Origin of the sequence: Cryobacterium sp. PH31-AA6, assembly GCF_030063195.1 — a bacterium.
Classification (GTDB): domain Bacteria; phylum Actinomycetota; class Actinomycetes; order Actinomycetales; family Microbacteriaceae; genus Cryobacterium.
In genome coordinates, this window is the sequence record NZ_JASISS010000028.1 from 1 (window position 1) to 21063 (window position 21063).

General features: G+C 68.7%; 17 protein-coding genes. 11 read left to right on the forward strand and 6 right to left on the reverse strand.

What is annotated here, in order from left to right; all coding sequences use genetic code 11:
• Positions 1-513: 513 nt before the first annotated feature.
• From QMG61_RS14865 to QMG61_RS14880, 4 genes are read right to left on the reverse strand one after another with little or no spacing between them, the layout of a single operon-like run.
• Positions 514-2256: a dipeptide ABC transporter ATP-binding protein gene (locus QMG61_RS14865; protein WP_283495114.1), complete on the reverse strand. Its 1743-nt coding sequence runs from the start codon at positions 2254-2256 to the stop codon at positions 514-516.
• Entirely contained in the window at positions 2253-3113 is an 861-nt protein-coding gene (locus QMG61_RS14870) for an ABC transporter permease (protein WP_283495115.1), read from the reverse strand. Before QMG61_RS14870 ends, QMG61_RS14865 begins: the two co-directional genes overlap by 4 nt.
• Entirely contained in the window at positions 3110-4129 is a 1020-nt protein-coding gene (locus QMG61_RS14875) for an ABC transporter permease (protein WP_502847049.1), read from the reverse strand. Before QMG61_RS14875 ends, QMG61_RS14870 begins: the two co-directional genes overlap by 4 nt.
• Complete coding sequence (locus tag QMG61_RS14880; protein WP_283495116.1) at positions 4126-5775, reverse strand: ABC transporter substrate-binding protein; 1650 nt, start codon at positions 5773-5775, stop codon at positions 4126-4128. The genes QMG61_RS14875 and QMG61_RS14880 overlap by 4 nt, the downstream gene beginning before the upstream one ends.
• A gap of 373 nt (positions 5776-6148) precedes the next feature.
• Here QMG61_RS14880 and ileS point away from each other — a divergent pair, with 373 nt between their 5' ends.
• Genes ileS through ndk form a run of 4 tightly spaced genes read left to right on the forward strand, consistent with a single transcriptional unit; the run spans position 6149 to position 11715 of the window.
• The gene (gene ileS / locus QMG61_RS14885; protein ID WP_283495117.1) at positions 6149-9592 is read left to right on the forward strand and encodes an isoleucine--tRNA ligase; all 3444 of its coding nucleotides are present in this window, start codon (positions 6149-6151) and stop codon (positions 9590-9592) included.
• A complete protein-coding gene (locus QMG61_RS14890; RefSeq protein WP_283495118.1) occupies positions 9585-10961 on the forward strand; it encodes a bifunctional folylpolyglutamate synthase/dihydrofolate synthase in 1377 nt (458 codons plus the stop codon). The genes ileS and QMG61_RS14890 overlap by 8 nt, the downstream gene beginning before the upstream one ends.
• The gene (locus tag QMG61_RS14895) at positions 10958-11296 is read left to right on the forward strand and encodes a DUF4233 domain-containing protein (RefSeq protein WP_283495119.1); all 339 of its coding nucleotides are present in this window, start codon (positions 10958-10960) and stop codon (positions 11294-11296) included. The genes QMG61_RS14890 and QMG61_RS14895 overlap by 4 nt, the downstream gene beginning before the upstream one ends.
• Positions 11293-11715 carry a nucleoside-diphosphate kinase gene (gene ndk, locus QMG61_RS14900; protein WP_283495120.1) on the forward strand — a complete coding sequence of 141 codons (423 nt, stop codon included), beginning with the start codon at positions 11293-11295 and terminating at the stop codon, positions 11713-11715. The genes QMG61_RS14895 and ndk overlap by 4 nt, the downstream gene beginning before the upstream one ends.
• An 87-nt stretch (positions 11716-11802) precedes the next feature.
• On the opposite strand, the gene QMG61_RS14905 is transcribed toward ndk, so the two are convergent.
• Positions 11803-12402: a vitamin K epoxide reductase family protein gene (locus tag QMG61_RS14905; RefSeq protein ID WP_349358585.1), complete on the reverse strand. Its 600-nt coding sequence runs from the start codon at positions 12400-12402 to the stop codon at positions 11803-11805.
• A gap of 278 nt (positions 12403-12680) precedes the next feature.
• On the opposite strand from QMG61_RS14905, the gene QMG61_RS14910 reads away from it, so the two are divergent.
• The gene (locus QMG61_RS14910) at positions 12681-15251 is read left to right on the forward strand and encodes an Rne/Rng family ribonuclease (protein ID WP_283495145.1); all 2571 of its coding nucleotides are present in this window, start codon (positions 12681-12683) and stop codon (positions 15249-15251) included.
• Between the two features lie 63 nt (positions 15252-15314).
• Here QMG61_RS14910 and QMG61_RS14915 read toward each other — a convergent pair whose 3' ends face one another.
• Positions 15315-15605: a DUF4031 domain-containing protein gene (locus QMG61_RS14915; RefSeq protein WP_283495121.1), complete on the reverse strand. Its 291-nt coding sequence runs from the start codon at positions 15603-15605 to the stop codon at positions 15315-15317.
• Between the two features lie 197 nt (positions 15606-15802).
• On the opposite strand from QMG61_RS14915, the gene rplU reads away from it, so the two are divergent.
• The 6 genes from rplU (at position 15803) to QMG61_RS14945 (ending at position 21016) form a co-directional block, all read left to right on the forward strand.
• Positions 15803-16111, forward strand: a complete 309-nt coding sequence (gene rplU / locus QMG61_RS14920; protein WP_134447928.1) for a 50S ribosomal protein L21 — start codon at positions 15803-15805, stop codon at positions 16109-16111.
• Between the two features lie 19 nt (positions 16112-16130).
• The gene (gene rpmA, locus QMG61_RS14925) at positions 16131-16388 is read left to right on the forward strand and encodes a 50S ribosomal protein L27 (protein ID WP_134507497.1); all 258 of its coding nucleotides are present in this window, start codon (positions 16131-16133) and stop codon (positions 16386-16388) included.
• 77 nt (positions 16389-16465) lie between these two features.
• Positions 16466-18043, forward strand: a complete 1578-nt coding sequence (gene obgE, locus QMG61_RS14930) for a GTPase ObgE (protein WP_283495122.1) — start codon at positions 16466-16468, stop codon at positions 18041-18043.
• Positions 18040-18849 carry a glutamate 5-kinase gene (proB, locus tag QMG61_RS14935; protein WP_283495123.1) on the forward strand — a complete coding sequence of 270 codons (810 nt, stop codon included), beginning with the start codon at positions 18040-18042 and terminating at the stop codon, positions 18847-18849. Before obgE ends, proB (QMG61_RS14935) begins: the two co-directional genes overlap by 4 nt.
• Before the next feature lie 70 nt (positions 18850-18919).
• Positions 18920-19735 carry a glutamate 5-kinase gene (gene proB / locus QMG61_RS14940; protein WP_283495124.1) on the forward strand — a complete coding sequence of 272 codons (816 nt, stop codon included), beginning with the start codon at positions 18920-18922 and terminating at the stop codon, positions 19733-19735.
• Positions 19736-19744: 9 nt separating this feature from the next.
• On the forward strand, positions 19745-21016 hold the full coding sequence (locus tag QMG61_RS14945; protein ID WP_283495125.1) for a glutamate-5-semialdehyde dehydrogenase: 1272 nt from the start codon (positions 19745-19747) through the stop codon (positions 21014-21016).
• The last annotated feature ends 47 nt before the right edge of the window (positions 21017-21063 follow it).

Genomic DNA, 21063 nt, shown 5'->3' on the forward strand with positions numbered 1-21063 from the left:
CGCGGCAAACCCCAGGTCGCCGCCCCCGCCTGGGCCGGCACCACCACCACCTGGATCCCCGGCGCCACCCACCGCGCCCAACACCCCACCCTCACCCCGGTCTCGACAGGCTCGACCACCGGGCCAGGCTGACCCGCCGGGTCTCGACGGGCTCGACCACCGGGCCAGGCTGAGCGTCCGCGAGGGTCTCGACGGGCTCGACCACCGGGCCGGGCTGAGCGTCCGCGAGGTCTCGACGGGCTCGACCACCGGGCCGGGCTGAGCGTCCGCGAGGGTCTCGACAGGCTCGACCACCGGGCCGGGGTGAGCGTCCGCGAGGTCTCGACGGGCTCGACCACCGGGCCGGGCTGACCGCCCGCGAGGGTCTCGACGGGCTCGACCACCGGGCCGGGCTGACCGTCCGCGAGGTCTCGACAGGCTCGACCACCGACGAGCTCGAACACCGGGCCGCTCGACCAGCGGGCCGCCTGACCTCAGCACTCCTTCAAGGGAGTCCGTGAGACCCGCGCGTGGTTAGGCCAGCCGGGGGACCGCTGCCAGCAGGGACCGGGTGTACGGGTGCACCGGCGCCCCGAACACCTGCTCGGTTGGGCCGGTCTCCACAATCCGGCCGGCCAGCATCACGGCGACCCGGTCGCTGACGTGCTGGATCACGCCCAGGTCGTGCGAGATAACGAGCAGGCTGAGCCCCCGTTCGCGCTGAAGCTCGTCGAGCAGGTCGAGAACCTGGGCCTGCACGGTCACGTCCAGGGCCGAAACGGGCTCGTCGCAGACGAGGATCTGCGGATCCGAGGCGAGGGCCCGCGCGATCCCGACCCGCTGGCGCTGACCGCCGGAGAGGCTCAGCGGGCGCCGGCTCAGAAGCGCCGACGGGAGCGACACCTGGTCGAGCAGCTCGAGCACCCTCGCCCGGTCGCCGGAGGCCGTTCTTCCCACCTGGAGGTCCGGCCGTTCGGGGCCGTCCCCGGCGAACCAGGGCCTCGCCTGGCGACGCGCGCCCCGCACGGCGTCGCGAAGCACCGCTCCGACCGTGAGTCGGGGGTCGAAGGAGCTGAGGGCGTCCTGGTAGATCGCGCCGAGCTCGGGCCGCAGCCGGCGGCGCTCCCGCTCGGAGGCCGCACTGAACGGGCGGCCGAGCACGCGCACTTCACCCGCGTCCGGCCGGCTGAGCGCCAGCAGCAGACGCGCCGTCGTGGTCTTGCCCGACCCGGACTCTCCGACCAGGCCGAGGGTGGTCCCGCGGGCGAGCTGGAACGAGATTCCGTCCACCGCGGACATCACGGTGCCGTCCGGTTGGCGGAAGTTCTTGACCAGCCCGATCGTTTCCAGCACGACCTCGCCGGGCGCCGGCATCGCCGCGAGCGCTACCACGGGTACCACCGGGGATGCCTCGGCCGGTGGAGCAGTGAGGCGGGTTCCGCGGGGCTTGTCGACCGGAATCGCCGCGATCATCCGTCTGGTCTGCTCCTGCCGCGGCGCGGCGAGCAACCGCGCGGTCCGCCCCTGTTCCACGATCCGGCCGGCACTCATCACGGCGATCCGGTCGGCGATCCGGCCCACAACGGCGAGGTCGTGGCTGATCAGCAGGATGGCCGTGCCACGCGCCTTGAGACTCTCCAGGAGCTCGAGGATCTGCGCCTGCACGGTCACATCGAGGGCCGTCGTGGGCTCGTCGACGAGCAGAAGCGGCGGGTCGAGAGCGATCGCGGCGGCAATCAGGGCCCGCTGGCGTTGCCCGCCGGACAGCTCACCCGACCGTTGGCGTACCCGGGTCCGCCCGTCCGGCAGACCGACTCGCTTGAGCACGTCCTGCACCCGTTCCCGCCGGGCCGCCCGGTCGAGGGTGGTGTGCAAACGGAGTGAATCGGCGATCTCGCGGCCGATTGGGCGAAGCGGATCGAGGGAGACGAGTGCATCCTGCAGCACCAGTCCGACATCCCGGCCGCGACGGCGACGCCATTCGCCCTCGGTCAGGCCGAGGACATCATTGCCGTTGATCGCGAGTTCGGTGGCCTCAAGCCAGGCGGTGTCCCCGGCCAGGCCGATCAGGCTCCTGGCGGTGACGCTCTTTCCGGAGCCCGACTCGCCGACCAGCGCCAGGCACTCGCCCGGCGCGATGTCGAAGGAGAGCCCGGAGACGACCGGGTTCTCTCCCGGCTGCCCGAACCCCACCGTGAGGTCGCGGACGCGGAGCATGGAGACGAGCGGCCCCGGTGCCGCCGAACGATGACCGACCGGATGCGTGCCCTGGCTCATGCGTGCCTCAATCGTCGTTCGATGGCGCGGCCGAGGCTCGTGGCAGTGATCGCGGTGAGCACGATGAACAGCCCGGGGAAGAACGCCATCCACCAGGCCGAGGTGATGTAGGTGCGGCCGGCCGAGAGCATGGCGCCCCATTCGGCGGCCGGCGGGGCTGCGCCGAGCCCAAGGTAACTCAGCGCCGATGCCCAGACGATGGCCTGGCCGATGCCGAGGGTGCCGAGCACGAACAACGGTGCCAGCGTGTTCGGCAGGATGTGCCGCCAAAGGATCTGCCAGGGGCCGCGGCCGAGCACGGTGGCCGCTTCGACAAAAGCCGACGACCGCACCGAGATGAGCTGGGCCCGGATGATCCGGGCATAGCCGGGCGCCGTGGCCAACCCGACGGCCACGGTCGCCGTCTGGGCGCCCGGGCCGAAGACGAGGATGACGAGCAGGGCCAGGAGCAACCCGGGGAACGCGAACATCACCTCGAGAAAACGATTCACGGTGAAGTCAACGACCCGACCCAGCATCCCGGCCATCGTGCCCAGCAGGATCCCGAGGCCGAGGCCGAGCGCGGTGGCCAGCGTGCCGATCGCCAACGAGCCTCCCGTGCCGTGGCTGACCCTGGTGAAGATATCGCGGCCGGACTCGTCGGTGCCGAACCAGTGACCGGGGTTCGGCGCCTGGAAAGCCGACAGCGGGTCGATCGCCAGCGGGTCGCCCGGGGCGACAAACGACGGGACGAAGGCGGCCACGACGAGGAACAGCGCGAAGGCCAGGGCGAGCGCCTCCGCGACGCCGATCTGGCGACGCGGGGTCCTGGCCCGTTCGAGGCGGCCGAGCCCGGCCTGGATCTCGAGCTCGCTCATCGGCGCCGCAATCTCGGGTCCGCGATCCACTGGGCGAGGTCGGTGGCGACGGTCATCAGGATGTACCCCGCGGCAACGATCATCACGACCCCGATCACGACGGGCACGTCGCGCACGGTGACGGCGTTGAGCATGGTGCGACCGAGCCCGGGCCGGGCGAAGATGGTCTCGACGACGACGGCGCCGCTGATCAGGGAGCCGAACGCCCAGCCGGAGAGGCTGATCGCCGGAAGGGACGCGTGCCGGAGCGCATGGATCCAGCGCACCCCGCGTTCGCCCTCGCCACGCGCCCTGGCCGAGAGCACGAACGGTGATTCGAGGGCGGTGAGCAGGGACTCGCGCATGATCTGGCCAAGGAACCCGGCCAGGGGAATGGCGAGGGTGAGCACGGGCAGCACGAGGCCGGCCGGCCCTGAAGTGCTGATCGGCGGTAGCCAACCCAGCCAGACGCTGAACAGCACGATCAGTGCGGTGGCGAGCCAGAAGTGAGGCAGCGCAGCGGCGACGATCTCCAGGCCGGATCCGATCCGGCGGGCGAGTCGGTCGCCGCGGGTGGACCAGGTGGCGAGCAGGAGCGCGAAGAACCAGGCGACGACAAGGGCGAGGGTCGCCAGCAGAAGCGTGCCGCCGAGCTGGCCGACCAGGAGGGGGGCGACGTCCTGCCTCAGGGCATAGGAGCGACCGAAGTCGCCGGTGGCCAGGCGGCCCAGTTGCGCCAGGTACTGCACCAGGACGGGCTGGTCGAGCCCGTACTGGGCGCGCACGGCGGCCAGTGCCTCCGGGGAGGTCTGCGAGCCGGGGCCGCCGAGGATGGCCTCGGCCGGGTCGCCCGGGATCAGCCTGACGGCGAAGAAGGTGATCGTGGCGACCGCCCAGAGCACGAAGACCGCCCCGGCCAGGCGGGCGGCGACCAGGGCGGGGACCGAGAGCCGGAGGGCGCGCCGCGGCACAGCCCGGTCCGGCCCGACGGAGCGTGCTCCGTCAGGCCGGTGGGCGCCCGCCGCGGCGTCGGTCACTCGGCCGGAAGCCAGGCGTCGTAGAACGTGGGCGTGGACACGGTCGGCATGGCGCGGGCGCCGGTGACATCGGAGCGAAGCAGGTAGTGGTTCTGCTGGTCGTAGAGCGGCAGGATGTAGAAGCCCTCGAGCACACGGTTCTGGGCCTGGCTGTAGAGCGAGGCGCGCTTGGCGGCATCCGTGACCGCCGTGGCCTCGGTGAGCAGCGTGTCGACCTTCGGATCGTTCACCTGGGCGTGGTTGGCGAAGTAGCCGCTCGGCGCGGGAACGATGCCGGCGGAGTCGAAGAGGATGCGCAGCACATCAGGGCCGACCTTGGTGTACGGGGCGCTGACGGCGTCGTAGGCGTTCTCACCGAGCGCGGTGTACCAGCTGGAGAGGTCCATCGGGGTGAGCACCACGTCAAAGCCGGTCTTCTTCGCGGTCGCCTGGATCTGCTCGAACAAGGACTGTTCGGCGGGGATGGACTGGTTCGTGCTCACCGGGAATTCGACGGTCAGGCGTGCGCCGTCCTTCACCCGGTAGCCGGCCGAGTCACGGGCGGTCCAGCCGGCGGAGTCGAGCAGGGTCTCGGCCGCCTGGGCGTCGTAACCGAACAGGTCCGGCCGTGAGATCCCAGCAGCCTCGACGCTGGACAGCGCGGAGTAGGAGCGGGTGGCCGTTCCCTGGAAGAGGCTGGCCACAGCGTCGTCGACGTTGGCCGAGCGGATGAAGGCCTCACGAACGAGCGGGTCGTTGAAGGGAGCCTTGGACGAGTTGAGTTCGATCCGGTTCGAGGCTCCGGGCCGGGGTGCGTCGAGGTGCCGGATCGAGTCGCCCTTCTCGGCCTGCACGATGGTGTCCGGCTGGGCGTTGTCGATCACGTCGACGTCGCCGGCCTGCAAGGCCGCGAAACGGGACGCGGAGTCGGGGATGAACCGCCAGACGATTTTCGCCAGGTAGGCCGGGCCGGTGTGGTCGGCGTCGGCGGGCGGTGACGTGTAGTCCGGGTTGCGCACAAGCACGACCGAGTCCTGCTTCACCCAGCTCTCGACCATGAATGGGCCGGTGCCGACGGGAGCCGCGCAGTTCTCCTCCACGCCGCGGGCGAGGCCGGCGGGGGACTCGATCGCCAGCCACGGCTGGGTCAGCGACTCGAGCAGAGCGCTGTCCGGCTCACTGAGAGTGACGCGAACCACGTTCGCAGAGACGGCTTCGGTGCCGGCGACCTTGGCCAGGGCCAGGTAGCCGGTCGACGAGCCGGTCTCGGGGTCCTGCAAGTGGGCGATGTTGGCCTGCACGGCGGCCGCGTTGAGCGGGGTCCCATCCGTGAAGGTCACGCCGTCCTTCAATGTGAACTCCCAGGACAGTCCATCGGGGCTTTCGGTCCAGGACTTGGCGAGCCAGGGAATGATGGTGCCGTTGCTGTCCCGGGAAACCAGAGACTCGAGGTATTGAGTGCTGATCAGGGCCTGCGGGTAATTGCCGCCGACGTGCGGGTCGAGGCAGGTCGGTTCGGCGTCTCCCGACGCGTAGGTGAGGGTGCCTCCCTTGACCGGAGTGGTGCTGTCGACGGCGTCGGGCGAGGCCGCGCAGGAGGTGAGCAGCAGGCCGGCGGCCAGGACGGCGCCGAGGGCGGCTGAGCGAGAATGAACCGGGGAGCGCATGATGGGAATCTCTTTCCACGGCGGGGAACGGCCGAGTTGTGCTGGTCGGGGAGCCGCCCGTGCCGGGCCGCCAATGGTCCATCGTAAAACACGGGGCAGCGACACAGAATTCCACCCGGCGGATGCGGCAGGGTAGAATCGTGCACGCATGACTATGATCCGGCCATCACCGGTGAGTCTTCGGAAGAACGGCCCTCCCGGGGCCTGGTAGAACCGAACGGGTCGGGCCCGTCACAGCCTCTGAACAAGCGGTCGTCCGGTCAACCGGTCGGCAAGCGAGGTGGTACCGCGGCGTTTCCTTTCGGAGTCGGCGTCCTCGTGGAACAGGGCAGTTTTCGCTCACCCGGAAACTTCCGACTCGTCCAGGAGAAGCATGACGTACCCCAAAGGTCAGCAATCAGATTCGGCCGCCCGGCAGAGCGCAGCCATCGTGCCGTCGCCGAACTTCCCCCAGCTCGAAACCGAGGTGCTCTCGTTCTGGAAGGACGACGCCACCTTCCAGGCGTCGATCGACAACCGCGACGGTGCCCCGGAGTGGGTCTTCTATGACGGCCCGCCGTTCGCCAACGGTCTGCCGCACTACGGCCACCTCCTGACCGGGTATGCGAAGGACCTCTTCCCGCGCTTCCAGACCATGCGCGGCAAGCAGGTGCACCGCCGGTTCGGCTGGGACACCCACGGGCTGCCGGCCGAGCTCGAGGCCGAACGCGAGCTCGGCATCGTCGACAAGAGCGAGATCGAAAAGATGGGAATCGGCGCCTTCAACGCCGTCGCCCGCAGTTCCGTGCTCAAGTACACCAAGGTCTGGGAGGAGTACGTCACCCGCCAGGCCCGCTGGGTCGACTTCGAGAACGACTACAAGACCCTCGACATCACCTACATGGAGTCCGTGATCTGGGCCTTCAAGCGGCTGCACGACAAGGGCCTGGCCTACGAGGGCTACCGAGTGCTGCCCTACTGCTGGCGCGACCAGACCCCGCTGTCCAACCACGAGCTGCGGATGGACGACGACGTCTACAAGATGCGCCAGGACCAGACCGTCACGGTCACGTTCCCGCTCGTGGGTACCAAGGCGGAGTCCCTCGGCCTGACCGCGGTGCGCGCGCTCGCCTGGACCACGACCCCCTGGACCCTGCCGACCAACCTCGCCCTGGCCGTCGGACCGCAGATTGTGTATGCCGTTGTGCCGGCGGGCCCGAACGGCACCCCCGACGCCACGGTCCTCCGCGAGGAGACCGGACGATCGGATTCCGCGGCCCGGGTGCTCGGCGCCGAGTACCTGATCGCCATCGACCTCGTCGGCAACTACGCCAAGGACCTCGGCTACGAGTCCGCCGCGGAGGCAAGCGAGGCCATCTCCCGCACCGTGCTCGGCAGCGACCTCGAGGGCGTCTCCTACGACCGGCTCTTCGACTATTACGCGGACACCGCGCTCTGGGGCACCCAGAACGCCTGGACGATCGTCGTCGCCGACTACGTCACCACCGCGGACGGCACCGGGATCGTGCACCAGGCACCCGCATACGGCGAAGAGGACCAGCGGATCTGTGAGGCCGCCGGCATCCCGGTCATCATCTCCCTCGACGACGGCGGAAGGTTCCTGCCCGACGTCCCCGAGGTCGCCGGTCAGCTCTGGTCCGACGCGAACAAGCCGCTCACCCAGCTGATCCGGGCGGAGGGCCGCCTGCTCCGCCAGGCCAGTTACGAGCACTCCTACCCGCACTGCTGGCGCTGCCGCAACCCGCTCATCTACAAGGCCGTCTCGAGCTGGTTCGTGCGGGTGACCGACTTCCGGGACCGCATGGAGGTGCTCAACCAGGACATCAACTGGGTCCCGGAGAACGTCAAGGACGGCCAGTTCGGCAAGTGGATCGGGAACGCCCGCGACTGGTCGATCAGCCGCAACCGGTACTTCGGTTCGCCGATCCCGGTCTGGAAGAGCGACAACCCCGACTACCCGCGGATCGACGTCTACGGCTCCCTCGACGAGCTCGAGGCCGACTTCGGCGTTCGCCCCACCGATCTGCACCGCCCGCACATCGACGAGCTCACCAGGCCCAACCCCGACGACCCGACCGGGCAGTCGACCATGCGCCGCATCACGGATGTGCTCGACGTCTGGTTCGACTCCGGCTCGATGCCGTTCGCCCAGGTGCACTACCCGTTCGAGAACCGGGACTGGTTCGACAGCCACAACCCGGCCGACTTCATCGTCGAATACATCGGCCAGACCCGCGGCTGGTTCTACATGCTGCACGTGCTCGGGACCGCCCTGTTCGACCGTCCGGCCTTCAAGAACGTCGTCAGCCACGGCATCGTCCTCGGCAACGACGGGCAGAAGATGTCCAAGTCGCTGCGCAACTACCCCGACGTGAACGAGGTTTTCGACCGCGACGGGTCGGATGCGATGCGCTGGTTCCTGATGAGCTCGTCCGTGCTCCGCGGCGGCAACCTCATCGTCACGGAGGAGGGCATCCGCGAGGGCGCCCGCCAGGTGATGCTCCCGCTCTGGAGCACCTGGTACTTCTTCTCCCTCTACGCCAACGCGTCCGGCGACACCGGCTACGACGCGAGCTGGCGCACCGACTCCACCGATGTGCTCGACCGCTACCTGCTGGCCAAGACCGGCGCCCTGATCGGTGGAGTCACCGCCGACCTCGAGAACCTGGACAGCACCCTCGCCTCCGCCCGGCTCCGCGACTTCGCCGACGTGCTGACCAACTGGTACGTGCGTCGGTCGCGCGACCGGTTCTGGGCCGGGGCCACGGTCTCGGGCGCCGCCGGCAGCGAGGCCTTCGACACCCTCTACACCGTGCTCGAAACGGTCACCAGGGTCGCCGCGCCGCTGCTCCCGCTCGTCACCGAGCGCATCTGGCAGGGACTCACCGGCGGTCGCAGCGTGCACCTGGCCGACTGGCCGGATCCGGAACTGTTCCCGGCCGACGACGTGCTGGTGGCCGCCATGGACCAGGTGCGCACCATCAGTTCCACTGTGCTCTCCCTGCGCAAGCAGGCCGGGCTGCGGGTGCGGCTGCCGCTGGCGAACCTCACCGTGGTCACCACCGATACCGCCGCGATGGCGCCGTTCGAGGCCATCCTGCGCGACGAACTCAACGTCAAGAACGTCTCTCTGGTCGAACTCGCCGCCGACAGCGCGACCGCCTACGGCGTCACCTCCCGGCTGAACGTGAACGCCAGGGCCGCCGGCCCGCGCCTCGGCAAGCAGGTGCAGCAGGTGATCAAGGCCGCCCGCGCCGGGGACTGGAGCGAGACCAACGGCATCGTCACCGCGGGCGGGATCGAACTCGCCCCGGGGGAGTACGAGCTGGTGCTGCAGACCGGCAACCAGACCGCCGACAGTGACCCGGCCGCCGACTCAGGCGACACGACGGCGCTCGCCCTGCTCGCCGGTGGCGGCTTCGTGCTGCTGGACACGACCACGACCGCCGAACTCGAGGCCGAGGGCTTCGCCAGGGACCTGATCCGGGCCGTGCAGGACACCCGAAAGTCCGCCGGATTCGAGGTGAGCGACCGCATCCGCCTCGATCTGGTCTTCTTCGACGACAAAGACGCGGCCACCTTCGCCCTGGCCGCCGAAGTCGACGTGCCGACCGAAACCCTGACCACCCGCTTCGCCACCCACCGCGTCGTCGACAGCGACGCCGAGTTGCTGACCGCGACCCTGCCCTCCGAGTGGCTCCCCGGTCTGGTCGGCGCGCCCGTCGAACACTACGTCCGCTTCGAAGCCGGCCAGTACGCCAACCAGGGTGCCGTGCTGGTCGCCGTCGCCAGAGAGAACGGACTCATCCATGTCTAAGTCCAGCCCCAAAGCAAACGATGCCGGGCGCGAGGCCGGCGACGCCGTCTACGCGGCGCTCCTCACCCGGGTCGGCGAGGGCTCCCCGCGGCCGCGGCTCGAACCGACCAGGCGTGCCCTCGAGCTGCTCGGTGACCCGCAAACCGTCTACCCGATCATCCACATCACCGGCACCAACGGGAAGACCAGCACCAGCCGGATCGCCGAGAGTCTGCTTCGGGCGTACGGCTTGCGCACCGGACTGCTGATCAGCCCGCACCTGGTGCGGCTCAACGAGCGCATCGTGATCGACGGGGAGCCCATCGACGACGCGGCCCTCGCCGCGAACTGGGACGACATCACCCCGTTCCTGGCCATGGTCGACGACGAGCTCACGGCGGCCGGCGATGAGCCGCTGACCTTCTTCGAGGCGCTCACCGTGCTGGCGTTCGCCTGCTTCGCCGACGCCCCCGTCGACGTCGCGGTGATCGAGGTCGGCATGGGCGGCGAGTGGGACTCGACCAATGTCGCCGACGGGCAGGTCGCCGTGATCACGCCGATCGCGTTGGACCACACCAAGCGCCTCGGCGACACGATCGCGGAGATCGCGCGCACCAAGTCCGGGATCATCAAGCCCGCGTCATCCGTCGTCACCGCCAGGCAGACGGGCCCGGCACAGGCCGAACTCGAACGGGCCGTCGAACTGACCGAATCGACCCTGGCCAGCGAAGGCGAAGACTTCGCCCTCCTCGACAGCCAGGTCGCGGTCGGTGGGCAGCTCATCTCGGTGCGCGGGCTCGCCGGCACCTACTCCGACCTGTTCCTGCCGCTCTACGGCACCCATCAGGCGCAGAACGCGGCCGTCGCGATCGCCGCCGTGGAGTCCTTCATCGGGGCCGGCAGCCAGGAGCTCGGCTACGACCTCGTCGAGGAGGGTCTGGCCTCGGCGACCTCACCGGGCCGGCTGCAGCTGGTCGGCGTCGAACCGACCGTGCTCGTGGATGCCGCGCACAACCCGCACGGTGCGGCCGCCCTGGCCGCGGCCCTGGACGCCTACTTCGACTTCGACGAGATCGTCGCCGTGGTCGGGATCCTCTCCGACAAGGACGCAACGGGGATCATCGCGGCGCTCCAGCCGGTCGTCACCCGATTCCACGTCACCGCGTCCCACTCCGAACGCGCCATTCCCGTCGACGACCTGGCCGACCTGGTCGCCGAGTCGGCCGGGGAGGACACCACCATCCGCTTCGACGACCTCGCCCAGGCCCTCGAATCCGCCAGGGACTGGGCCGAGGAATCCCCCAAGCGCGCGGTCATCGTCACCGGGTCGATCACCCTCGTCGGCGAGGCCATCGCCCTCGCCGACGCGCGGGAATGGCTGGCGAAATGAGCCAACGCTCGGTGAAGCGAACGCTCGCCTCGATCGTGCTGGGCTTCGAGATCATCGTCGTCTTCCTCGCCGCGCTGGTCATTTTCGGGCTCGGCGCGCTGCCGGCCTGGCTGGCGCTCGGCGGGGGAGCGGCACTCTGCCTGGCGATGGTCGCGGTCATCGGACTGCTCGGCGCGAGCTGGTCGTACTATGCCGGCTGGGGCGTGCAGGCCATCGTCCTGGCCAGCGGATTCCTCAATCCCACAATGTTTCTCGTCGGCGCAATGTTCGCCGCCATGTGGACGTACTGCATGGTCGTCGGCACCAGATTAGACAACCAGAAGGAGAGCTCATGAGCACCCAGATCGAAGAAACCCTTGTATTGGTCAAGCCTGATGGCGTCGCCCGCGGCCTGTCCGGAGAGATCCTGCGCCGGATCGAAGCGAAGGGCTACTCCCTCGTCGACGTGAAGCTGGTTCAGCCGGACCGGTCGCTCCTCGCCGAGCACTACGCCGAGCACGAGGGCAAGCCGTTCTTCGAACCGCTCCTGGAATTCATGGAGAGCGGCGCCATCCTCGCGCTCCGGATCGCCGGAAACCGGGCCATCGAGGGCTTCCGCGCCCTGGCCGGAACGACAGACCCCACGACCGCGGCACCCGGCACCATCCGCGGTGACCTCGGCCGCGACTGGGGTGTCAAGGTGCAGCAGAACCTGGTCCACGGCTCAGACTCGCCCGAGTCCGCCGCACGTGAACTGGCGCTCTGGTTCGCCTAACCCCCCACGCCGAACTGTGAGAAAAGACCGCCTCCGGCCCGCCGGGGGTGGTCTTTTCTCACAGTTCGGCGAGGTGATTCGGCGCGATCAGAGGCGGTGCAGGAAGTCCATCTGCACCTGGGCGATGGTGGCGGCAACCAGGTAGCAGCCGATCGTGAGCACGACGATCCAGGAATACGCTCCCGCGGCGAACCTGCGCACCGCAGCGGATGCCGGCAGGTTCCCCTCGGTCAGATTGTGCAGGGTGACCGCGAGGAAGACCGGGATCGTCACGACCCAGGTCACCATGCACCACGGGCACAGCACATCGAGCACGAAGAAGCTCTGCGCCATCAGCCAGACCACCAGGGCGAGCGCGGCGGTGACGCCCACGTTCAGGCAGATCCAGAACCAGCGGGCGAACCGAGCCCCGGCGAGGATCGCCGCGCCGATGGTGATCACAACGGTCCAGCCGACCAGGCCGATCAGCGGGTTGGGGAAGCCGAAGATGGCACCCTGCCAGGAGCCCAGATTGGTGCTGCAGCCGACCAGCACGCTGAAGTTGCAGGACAGCTGCGCCTGCGGATCCTCGAGGACGTGGATCTTGTCCAGCGTGAGCAGGAAGGCCGCGGTCAAGGCGACCAAACCCCCGATGATAAGCAGAATGGCGAGCCCAACGGGGCGCTTGGATATCACGGGCTGCGGCACCCTCGGATTATGTCATGAGCCTCGCGCGTGATCCTGAGAATGCATGCGATAATCGAGGAAGTCGCTTGAGCCGCGCTCAAGCCGACGCCAGAAGGCCTAATGGGCGGTGAAAGCCCAGATTCATTGGTCCCACGACCAAAGGTATTAGCAGCCAGAGCCAAGAGCCGGTTGCGAACGAAGAGGATTCCCGGGGTTTTTGCGCAAGCGGAAATCTCGCACGAGAGAGTAGCCGGATGGGTGGCGCGGTCGCCCAAAACCGGTCAAGGAGCGCACCAGTGATGGTGGAAGACAACGAAAACAAGAAACGCAAGGGACTGTTCGGTGGTCGCAGGACCAGCCGACGAGCCTCCGCGGCCGCATCGAATACGCCGGAGGCGGCCTCCGCGCCGCAGCCGGTGCTGACGGATGTCGCCCCGGCCCGAGACGCGAGCACCACCGCGACGCAGACCAGCGCCGTGACCACACGCAATGAGCCGGCCGATTCGACATCCGCTTTCGAGGCCGCGCCCCAGACCCCAGCGGAACAGGACACCAACGTGGACCTCACCACCCCGCCCGTCGAACAGGCCGAGGTGCGACGTCCGTCGACCTCCCTCCTCTTCCAGGCACCGAACATCGTCCCGCTCCCGGCCCGCACCGGTGCGCGCCAGACAACGCCGCGTCAGGACAACCAACGGCAGGATCAGGACGACGACGGCGACGAAGCCTCGACAGTGCGCCGCCGTGCCCGGCGCCGCACGGGTGACGAGGGTCGGTCCGGCTCGGACGACCCGGCGAACACCGTCGTTCGGGTGCGCACGCCGCGCGAGCCGGAGCTGATCACCGAACCCCAGCGAATCAAGGGGTCCACCCGTCTCGAAGCCAAGAAGCAGCGTCGCCGCGACGGCCGGGATGCCGGTCGCCGCCGTCCCGTGATCACGGAGGCCGAGTTCCTCGCCCGCCGTGAGGCCGTCGACCGCGTCATGGTCGTGCGCGCCAAGCACAACAAGATCCAGATCGGCGTGCTCGAGGACGGCGTGCTCGTCGAGCACTACGTGGCCAAGAACCAGGATGCCTCGCTCATCGGTAACGTCTACCTCGGCCGGGTGCAGAATGTGCTCCCGAGCATGGAAGCCGCCTTCGTCGACATCGGCCGCGGCCGAAACGCCGTGCTCTACTCGGGCGAGGTCGACTGGGACGCCGCAGCGGAAAACTCCGGCAACAGCAGCCAGGCCCGACGGATCGAACTGGCCCTCAAGCCGGGCGACAAGGTGCTCGTGCAGGTCACGAAGGACCCGATCGGCCACAAGGGCGCGCGCCTGACCAGCCAGGTCTCCCTTCCGGGCCGCTACCTCGTCTACGTGCCCAATGGCTCGATGAACGGGATCAGCCGCAAGCTGCCCGACACCGAGCGCGCCCGGTTGAAGAAGATTCTCAAGGAAGTTCTCCCCGACAACGTCGGCGTGATCGTACGCACCGCGGCGGAGGGCGCCACCGACGAGCAGCTGACCCTCGACGTGAACCGCCTCACCTCCCAGTGGGCATCCATCGCCAAGCAGGTTGACACCGTGCAGGCGCCCGCCCTCCTGCACAGCGAGCCCGACCTGCTGATCAAGATCGTCCGGGACGTCTTCAACGAGGACTTCCAGAAGATGGTCATCTCCGGTGACGACTCGCAGGAGATCATCGAGGCCTACCTGCGTCAGGTGGCCCCCGACCTGGTCGAGCGGGTCGAGCGCCACGAGGGTGAGGTCGACGCCTTCGACGAGTACCGCATTTCAGAGCAGATCGAGAAGGCCCTTGACCGCAAGGTCTGGCTGCCATCGGGTGGCTCGCTCGTGATCGACCGCACGGAGGCCATGACCGTCGTCGACGTCAACACGGGCAAGTTCGTCGGCTCCGGCGGAAACCTCGAGGAAACCGTCACCAAGAACAACCTCGAAGCGGCCGAAGAAATCGTGCGCCAGCTGCGTCTGCGCGACATCGGCGGCATCATCGTCGTCGACTTCATCGACATGGTTCTCGAGACCAACCGGGACCTCGTGCTTCGACGCATGCTCGAATGCCTCAGCCGCGACCGCACCAAGCACCAGGTTGCCGAGGTCACCTCGCTCGGTCTTGTGCAGATGACCCGAAAGAAGCTCGGCCTCGGACTGCTCGAATCCTTCAGCGAGAACTGCGAGGCCTGCGCCGGCCGGGGGATCGTCATCCACCACGACCCCGTCGTCAAGCACCGTCAGACCGCCCAGCCCGCCATGGAGCGTCGCCCGCGCAGCAAGTCCGGCAACAGCGGCGATAGCGGCAACGGCAACGGCAATCGTGACAACAGCCGCGGCGGCACCGACCACTCCCACCGGGGTGACGGGGGCTCCCGCGGCGGGAGCAACTCCGGGAACCAGCAGTCGGAACCGACGAAGTCGGGAGCCGGCACGCACGGGATCACCGAGGACGCCAAGCACGCCCTCGCGCAGATCGCGGCCCGCACCATCAGTCGCGCCCTGACCGGGTCCATCCCGGTGGTCCCCGCAGCACTGGCGGAACCGACCGCGGCAGCGGTCGAGGCCGCACCGGTCGAGGCTGCACCGGACAACGTTGCCGAGGTTGCCGTCGCGGCCTCTGTCGCGGCCGAGCCGCTGGTCGACGATCGTTCCGAGTCCATGGCGATCCTCGACATTCCGGTGACGAAGTCTCCGCGCAGCAGGCGCACGGTCAGCAAGCAGGTCACCGACCAGCTCCTCGACTCGGTGCTCGAGTCGCTCCCCGAGCCCAAGCAGCCGGGCCAGGGGCGCGCGCGCAGCCGCCGGGTCACCACCGCCGGCGGCTCGACCGCCACGGCGCAGCCGATCGTCACCCCCGGCGACACGCAGTAACGAACGGCGCCGCCCGGCGACCGATGGAGAGCGGCTTCGGCCGTGACCCATCGGTCGCTGCGTTTAACCGATGGGCGGCATCGCTCGATTCCGGCGTTCCTTCTGTGGCACCCGGAGACCACTGGCGCGCAGGCGCAGCACGAGCTCCCGGTTCCCTACCGGATGCGCCCCAGCGGCCACCAGTGCGTCGTACCGGTGCTCGGGCACGTCGTAATGGTCGAGGTCGAACCCTCGGCGGGGGATCTCGTTGGCGGCCGCAAACGCATGCAACTCGTCCAGCGAGTCATCGCTGACAAGGTGGGACCAGATGGTACCGTGGGCGGGCCACATCGGGCTGTCGATCAAGACGGTCATCACCAGATTCTATGTTCCCCCTCGGTTTGACCGGGGGTGGAGGATCAGCTAAAGTCGATTGTTGGTGTGCGATGGGCCTGAGCCCGCGCGGTCACCAAGGTTTTCTGACAGCGACGGGCCGACTTGGTTTGTTCAACGCAGTAACTTTCCATCTTAGGAATCGGAGCCTCACGGCTCCCCAGAGTTAGGTACGTAACGTGGTTTACGCAGTTGTGCGCGCCGGTGGGCGGCAGGAGAAGGTAGAGGTCGGGACCATCGTCACGATGGACCGAATCAAGGCTGATAAGGACGGCAACGTCGAGCTGGCCGCCGTGCTTCTCGTCGACGGCGACAAGATCACCTCTGACTCGAAGTCGCTGGCCAAGGTCACGGTTACCGCCGAGGTCCTCAACGACCTCCGTGGTCCGAAGATCGTCATCCAGAAGTTCAAGAACAAGACCGGGTACAAGAAGCGTCAGGGGCACCGTCAGGAGCTCACACGCGTTCAGGTCACCGGCATCGCCTAAGGCCTGAGGAGAAGAACAGATGGCACACAAAAAAGGTGCGAGTTCCACTCGCAACGGTCGCGACTCCAACGCTCAGCGCCTCGGCGTGAAGCGCTTCGGTGGTCAGGTTGTCAGCGCGGGCGAGATCATCGTTCGTCAGCGCGGCACGCACTTCCACCCCGGAGTCAACGTCGGCCGCGGTGGAGACGACACGCTCTTCGCCCTGGAGTCCGGCTCGGTTGAGTTCGGCGCCAAGGGCGGCCGCAAGGTCGTCAACATCGTGGTGGCTGCCGCGTAGGCATCCACAACTCTTGATCGTCAGGGCGGGCTTCGGCTCGCCCTGACGTGTTTTCGCCACCTGAAAGGGGCACCCCCATGGCCACATTCGTTGACCACGTCACGCTGCACCTGAGAGCGGGCAACGGAGGGAACGGTTGTGTCTCCGTCAAGCGTGAGAAGTTCAAGCCTCTCGCCGGCCCCGATGGCGGAAACGGCGGCAACGGTGGGGACATCGTGCTCGTCGCCGACCCGCAGGTAACCACGCTGCTCGGCTTCCACCGTTCACCGCACCGCAGCTCCACCAACGGCGGACCCGGCATGGGCGACCACCGGGCCGGCTACGCCAGCGACCTGATGGAACTCTCCGTGCCGCTCGGCACCGTCGTCAAGGACGCCGAGGGCAATGAACTCGCCGACATGACCGAACCCGGCTCCCGGATCGTCGTTGCGCCGGGCGGCCAGGGCGGCCTCGGCAACGCGGCCCTCGCGTCGACCAAGCGCAAGGCCCCCGGCTTCGCGCTGCTCGGCACCTACGGCTGGGAAGGCGACGTCCAGCTCGAGCTCAAGACCGTGGCGGATGTCGCGCTCGTCGGCTACCCGTCGGCCGGCAAGTCCAGCCTGATCGCAGCGATCTCGGCCGCACGCCCCAAGATCGCCGACTACCCCTTCACCACCCTGCACCCCAACCTCGGCGTCGTCGACGCGGGTGAGGTTCGCTACACCGTCGCAGACGTTCCCGGCCTGATCGAGGGCGCGAGCGAGGGCAAGGGCCTCGGGCTCGAGTTCCTGCGCCACGTCGAACGCTGCACCGCGCTGCTGCACATCCTCGACTGCGCCACCCTCGACCCCGACCGCGATCCGCTCAGCGACCTCGACGTCATCCTCGGCGAACTCGCCGCATACCCCGTCCCCGAGGGGCAGAAGCCCCTGCTGGACCGCCCGCAGCTGGTGGCCCTGAACAAGATCGACGTGCCGGAGGCCCGCGAACTCGCAGCCTTCGTCAAGGGCGACCTCGAGGCCCGCGGCTACCGCGTCTTCGAGATCTCCACGGTCAGCCACGAGGGCCTCCGCGCGCTCAACTACGCCCTGGCCGAGGTCGTCGAAGCCGGCCGGGTCGAGGCCGCGGCCAGCCAGGCGCTCAAGCCGCGCATCGTCATCCGGCCCAAGGCCGTTGACGACAGCGGTTTCGTGGTCAAGGTGGAGGGCGGGTCCTTCGGTAACATCTACCGCATCATCGGCAGCAAGCCCGAGCGCTGGGTGCAGCAGACCGACTTCAAGAACGACGAAGCCGTCGGGTTCCTCGCGGACCGGCTGGCCAAGCTCGGGATCGAGAACGAACTGTTCAAGGCGGGCGCCATCGCCGGCTCGACGGTCATCATCGGCCCGGGCAACGGAGTCGTCTTCGACTGGGAGCCGACGCTCACCTCCACCGCCGAGCTGATCACCGCGCCGCGCGGCACCGACACCCGGCTCGACGATTCCAAGCGCCGCACGAGCAACGAGCGCCGCGAGGAGTACTTCGGTCGGATGGACGCCAAGGCGGCCGCCCGCGCGGAGCTCATCCGCGAACGTGAGGCCGGAATGTGGTCAAGCGGCGAAGAGGAATTCAATGGGGAGGTGACCGGTGACGGTTCGGTCCCGGTGAAGGGCACGAAGGAAGGCGGGACCGAATGAGCGCCCGCGCCCGCGCCCAGGTCTCCGCCGCCCGCCGCATCGTGGTGAAGGTCGGTTCCTCGTCGATCAGCGGTGACAATGCCGACCAGATCGCACCGTTGATCGAGGCCCTCGCCGAGACCCACGGGCGCGGCGTCGAGGTGGTCCTGGTCTCCTCAGGCGCCGTGGCGAGCGGGATGAGCTTCCTCAACCTCGACGGTCGGCCGAGCGACCTGGCCACCCAGCAGGCTGCGGCATCCGTCGGGCAGAATGTGCTCACCGCCCGCTACCAGGAGACCCTGGACCGGCACGGCATTGCCGCCGGGCAGGTGCTCCTCACCGAGGGTGACCTGCTCAACGAGCCGCACCGCAGCAACACCCGCCGTGCCGTGAACCGCCTGCTCGACCTGCGCATCATGCCGATCGTGAATGAGAACGACACCGTCGCCACCTACGGCCTGCGGTTCGGCGACAACGACCGGCTCGCCGCCATGCTGTCCGTGCTGATCAGGGCGGATCTGCTCCTCCTGCTCAGTGACGTGGACTCGCTCTACACCAAGCCCCCCCACCTTCCCGGCGCTGAACGGATCGACCACATCCGCTTCGACGAGGAACTGGGCGGCATGGAGTTCGGGGCCACCAAGGCGGACGGCGGCGTCGGCACCGGCGGAGCCAACACCAAGGTCAAGGCCGCTCGCCTGGCCGCGTCCGCCGGCACGGCCGTGCTCGTGACCGCGACCGGACTCGCGGCCGCCGCACTGCGCGGAGAGCAGGTCGGCACCTGGTTCGAGCCGATGCCCACCGCACCGGGGCGCGCGCTCCTGTGAACCATGGCGCGGTGAGCCGAACGACGCCGAGCCGGGGGACGAATCCGCGGCCGGATGAAGGCACCGTCGAATGAGCGTGCTCGCGCGGCACCAGATCGGATCGGCGGCTCGCATCGTCGTCAAGGTCGGTTCCTCCTCGATCAGCGGTGACAACGCCGGTCAGATCTCCCCCCTCGTCGACGCCCTCGCGGCGGCCCACGCTCGCGGAGCCGAAATCGTGCTGGTTTCCTCCGGAGCCATCGCGACCGGGATGCCGTATCTCCAGCTCGACGAACGGCCCACCGACCTGGCGACCCAGCAGGCCGCGGCATCCGTCGGCCAGAATCTGCTGATCTTCCGCTACCAGGACAGCCTCGACCGGTACGACATCGTCGCCGGCCAGGTTCTGCTCACCGCCGGCGACCTCGAGATCCCGGCGCACCGCAGCAACGCCCAGCGGGCGATGGACCGGCTGCTCGGGCTGCGCATCCTGCCGATCGTGAACGAGAACGACACCGTCGCCACGCACGAGATCCGTTTCGGCGACAACGACCGGCTGGCCGCGCTCGTCGCCACGCTGATCCAGGCGGACCTCCTCGTGCTGCTCAGCGACGTCGACGCGCTCTATACCCGTCCGCCGCACCTGGCCGGCGCCGAGCCGATCTCCCACGTCGGCGCGGGCGAGGAACTGCCCGGGGTCGAGTTCGGGGCGAGCCGCTCCGGTGTGGGCACCGGGGGAGCCGCCACCAAGGTGTCGGCGGCCCGGATCGCCTCCGGCGCCGGCACGGCCGTGCTGCTCACGTCGACGGCGCTCGTGGCCGAGGCGCTGCGCGGAGACCTGGTCGGAACGTGGTTCGAGCCGACCGAAGGCGACACCATCCAGCCGACGGGCAGCCCGGTCGCGTAGGCTACCGGGATGTCGTCACAGTCCCTGACCGAAACCGTCCAGCTCACGCCCATCCTCGAATCGGCCAGGGCCGCATCGGTTGCCCTCGCCGCGGCGCCCACCCAGGTGAAGAACCTGGCGCTGGCCGCGATTGCCGCCGCATTGCGCGGGAGCGTGCCGGACATCCTCGCCGCGAACAGGATCGACCTGGCCAACGGTCACGAGAACGGCCTGTCCGCCGGGATGCTCGACCGCCTCAGCCTGGACGACACCCGGATCGAAGGACTGGCCGCCGCCGTCGAGCAGATTGCCCTGCTCACCGACCCGATCGGCGAGGTTGTGCGGGGGAGAAGCCTCCCCAACGGCATCAGGATCAGCCAGGTGCGCGTGCCCTTCGGCGTGGTCGGGGTCATCTACGAGGCCCGGCCCAACGTCACCGTCGACATCGCCGCGATCGCGCTCAAGAGCGGCAATGCCGTCGTCCTTCGCGGGGGATCCGCCGCCGAGAACACCAACCGCATCCTCGTCGGCCTGCTGCAGCAGGCGATCGGCTCGGCCGGCTTGCCCGCCGAATCCGTGCAGACCATCGATCCCTTCGGGCGCGAGGGCGCCACCGCCCTGATGCAGGCCCGCGGCTACGTCGATGTGCTGATCCCCCGGGGAAGCGCAGGCCTGATCCAGGCCGTCGTGAACCAGTCGAAGGTGCCGGTGATCGAGACCGGAGCCGGCGTGGTGCACATCTTCCTCGACGAGAGCGCGAACGCGGACTGGGCCGTCGAGATCGTACACAACTCGAAGGTGCAGCGCCCCAGCGTCTGCAACTCCCTGGAAACCCTGCTCGTCCACCGGGACGCCGCAACCAGGTTGCTGCCCGCCGTGCTGGCGAAGCTCGCGGCATCCGGGGTCACGATCCACGCGGACCCACGGGTCAGGGAGATCTTCCCCGACGCCGTTCCGGCGACACCGGAGGATTGGGGTACCGAGTACATGGGCCTGGAGATCTCCGTGGCCGTGGTCGACTCCCTCGACGAGGCGATCGCCCACATCCGCCGTTACTCGACCGGGCACACCGAATCGATCATCACCAACGATGTCGTGAACGCGGAGCGGTTCCTCGCCGAGGTGGACTCGGCGGCCGTCATGGTCAACGCCTCCACCCGATTCACCGACGGCGGCGAATTCGGATTCGGCGCCGAGGTCGGCATCTCCACCCAGAAGTTGCACGCCAGGGGGCCGATGGGCCTGCCGGAGCTCACCAGCACGAAGTGGATCGTGCGCGGCTCGGGCCAGGTTCGCGGATAGGCCCCGCTAGAATACTGTCGGAGCCGTCCGCTCTCGTCGGTCAGCCC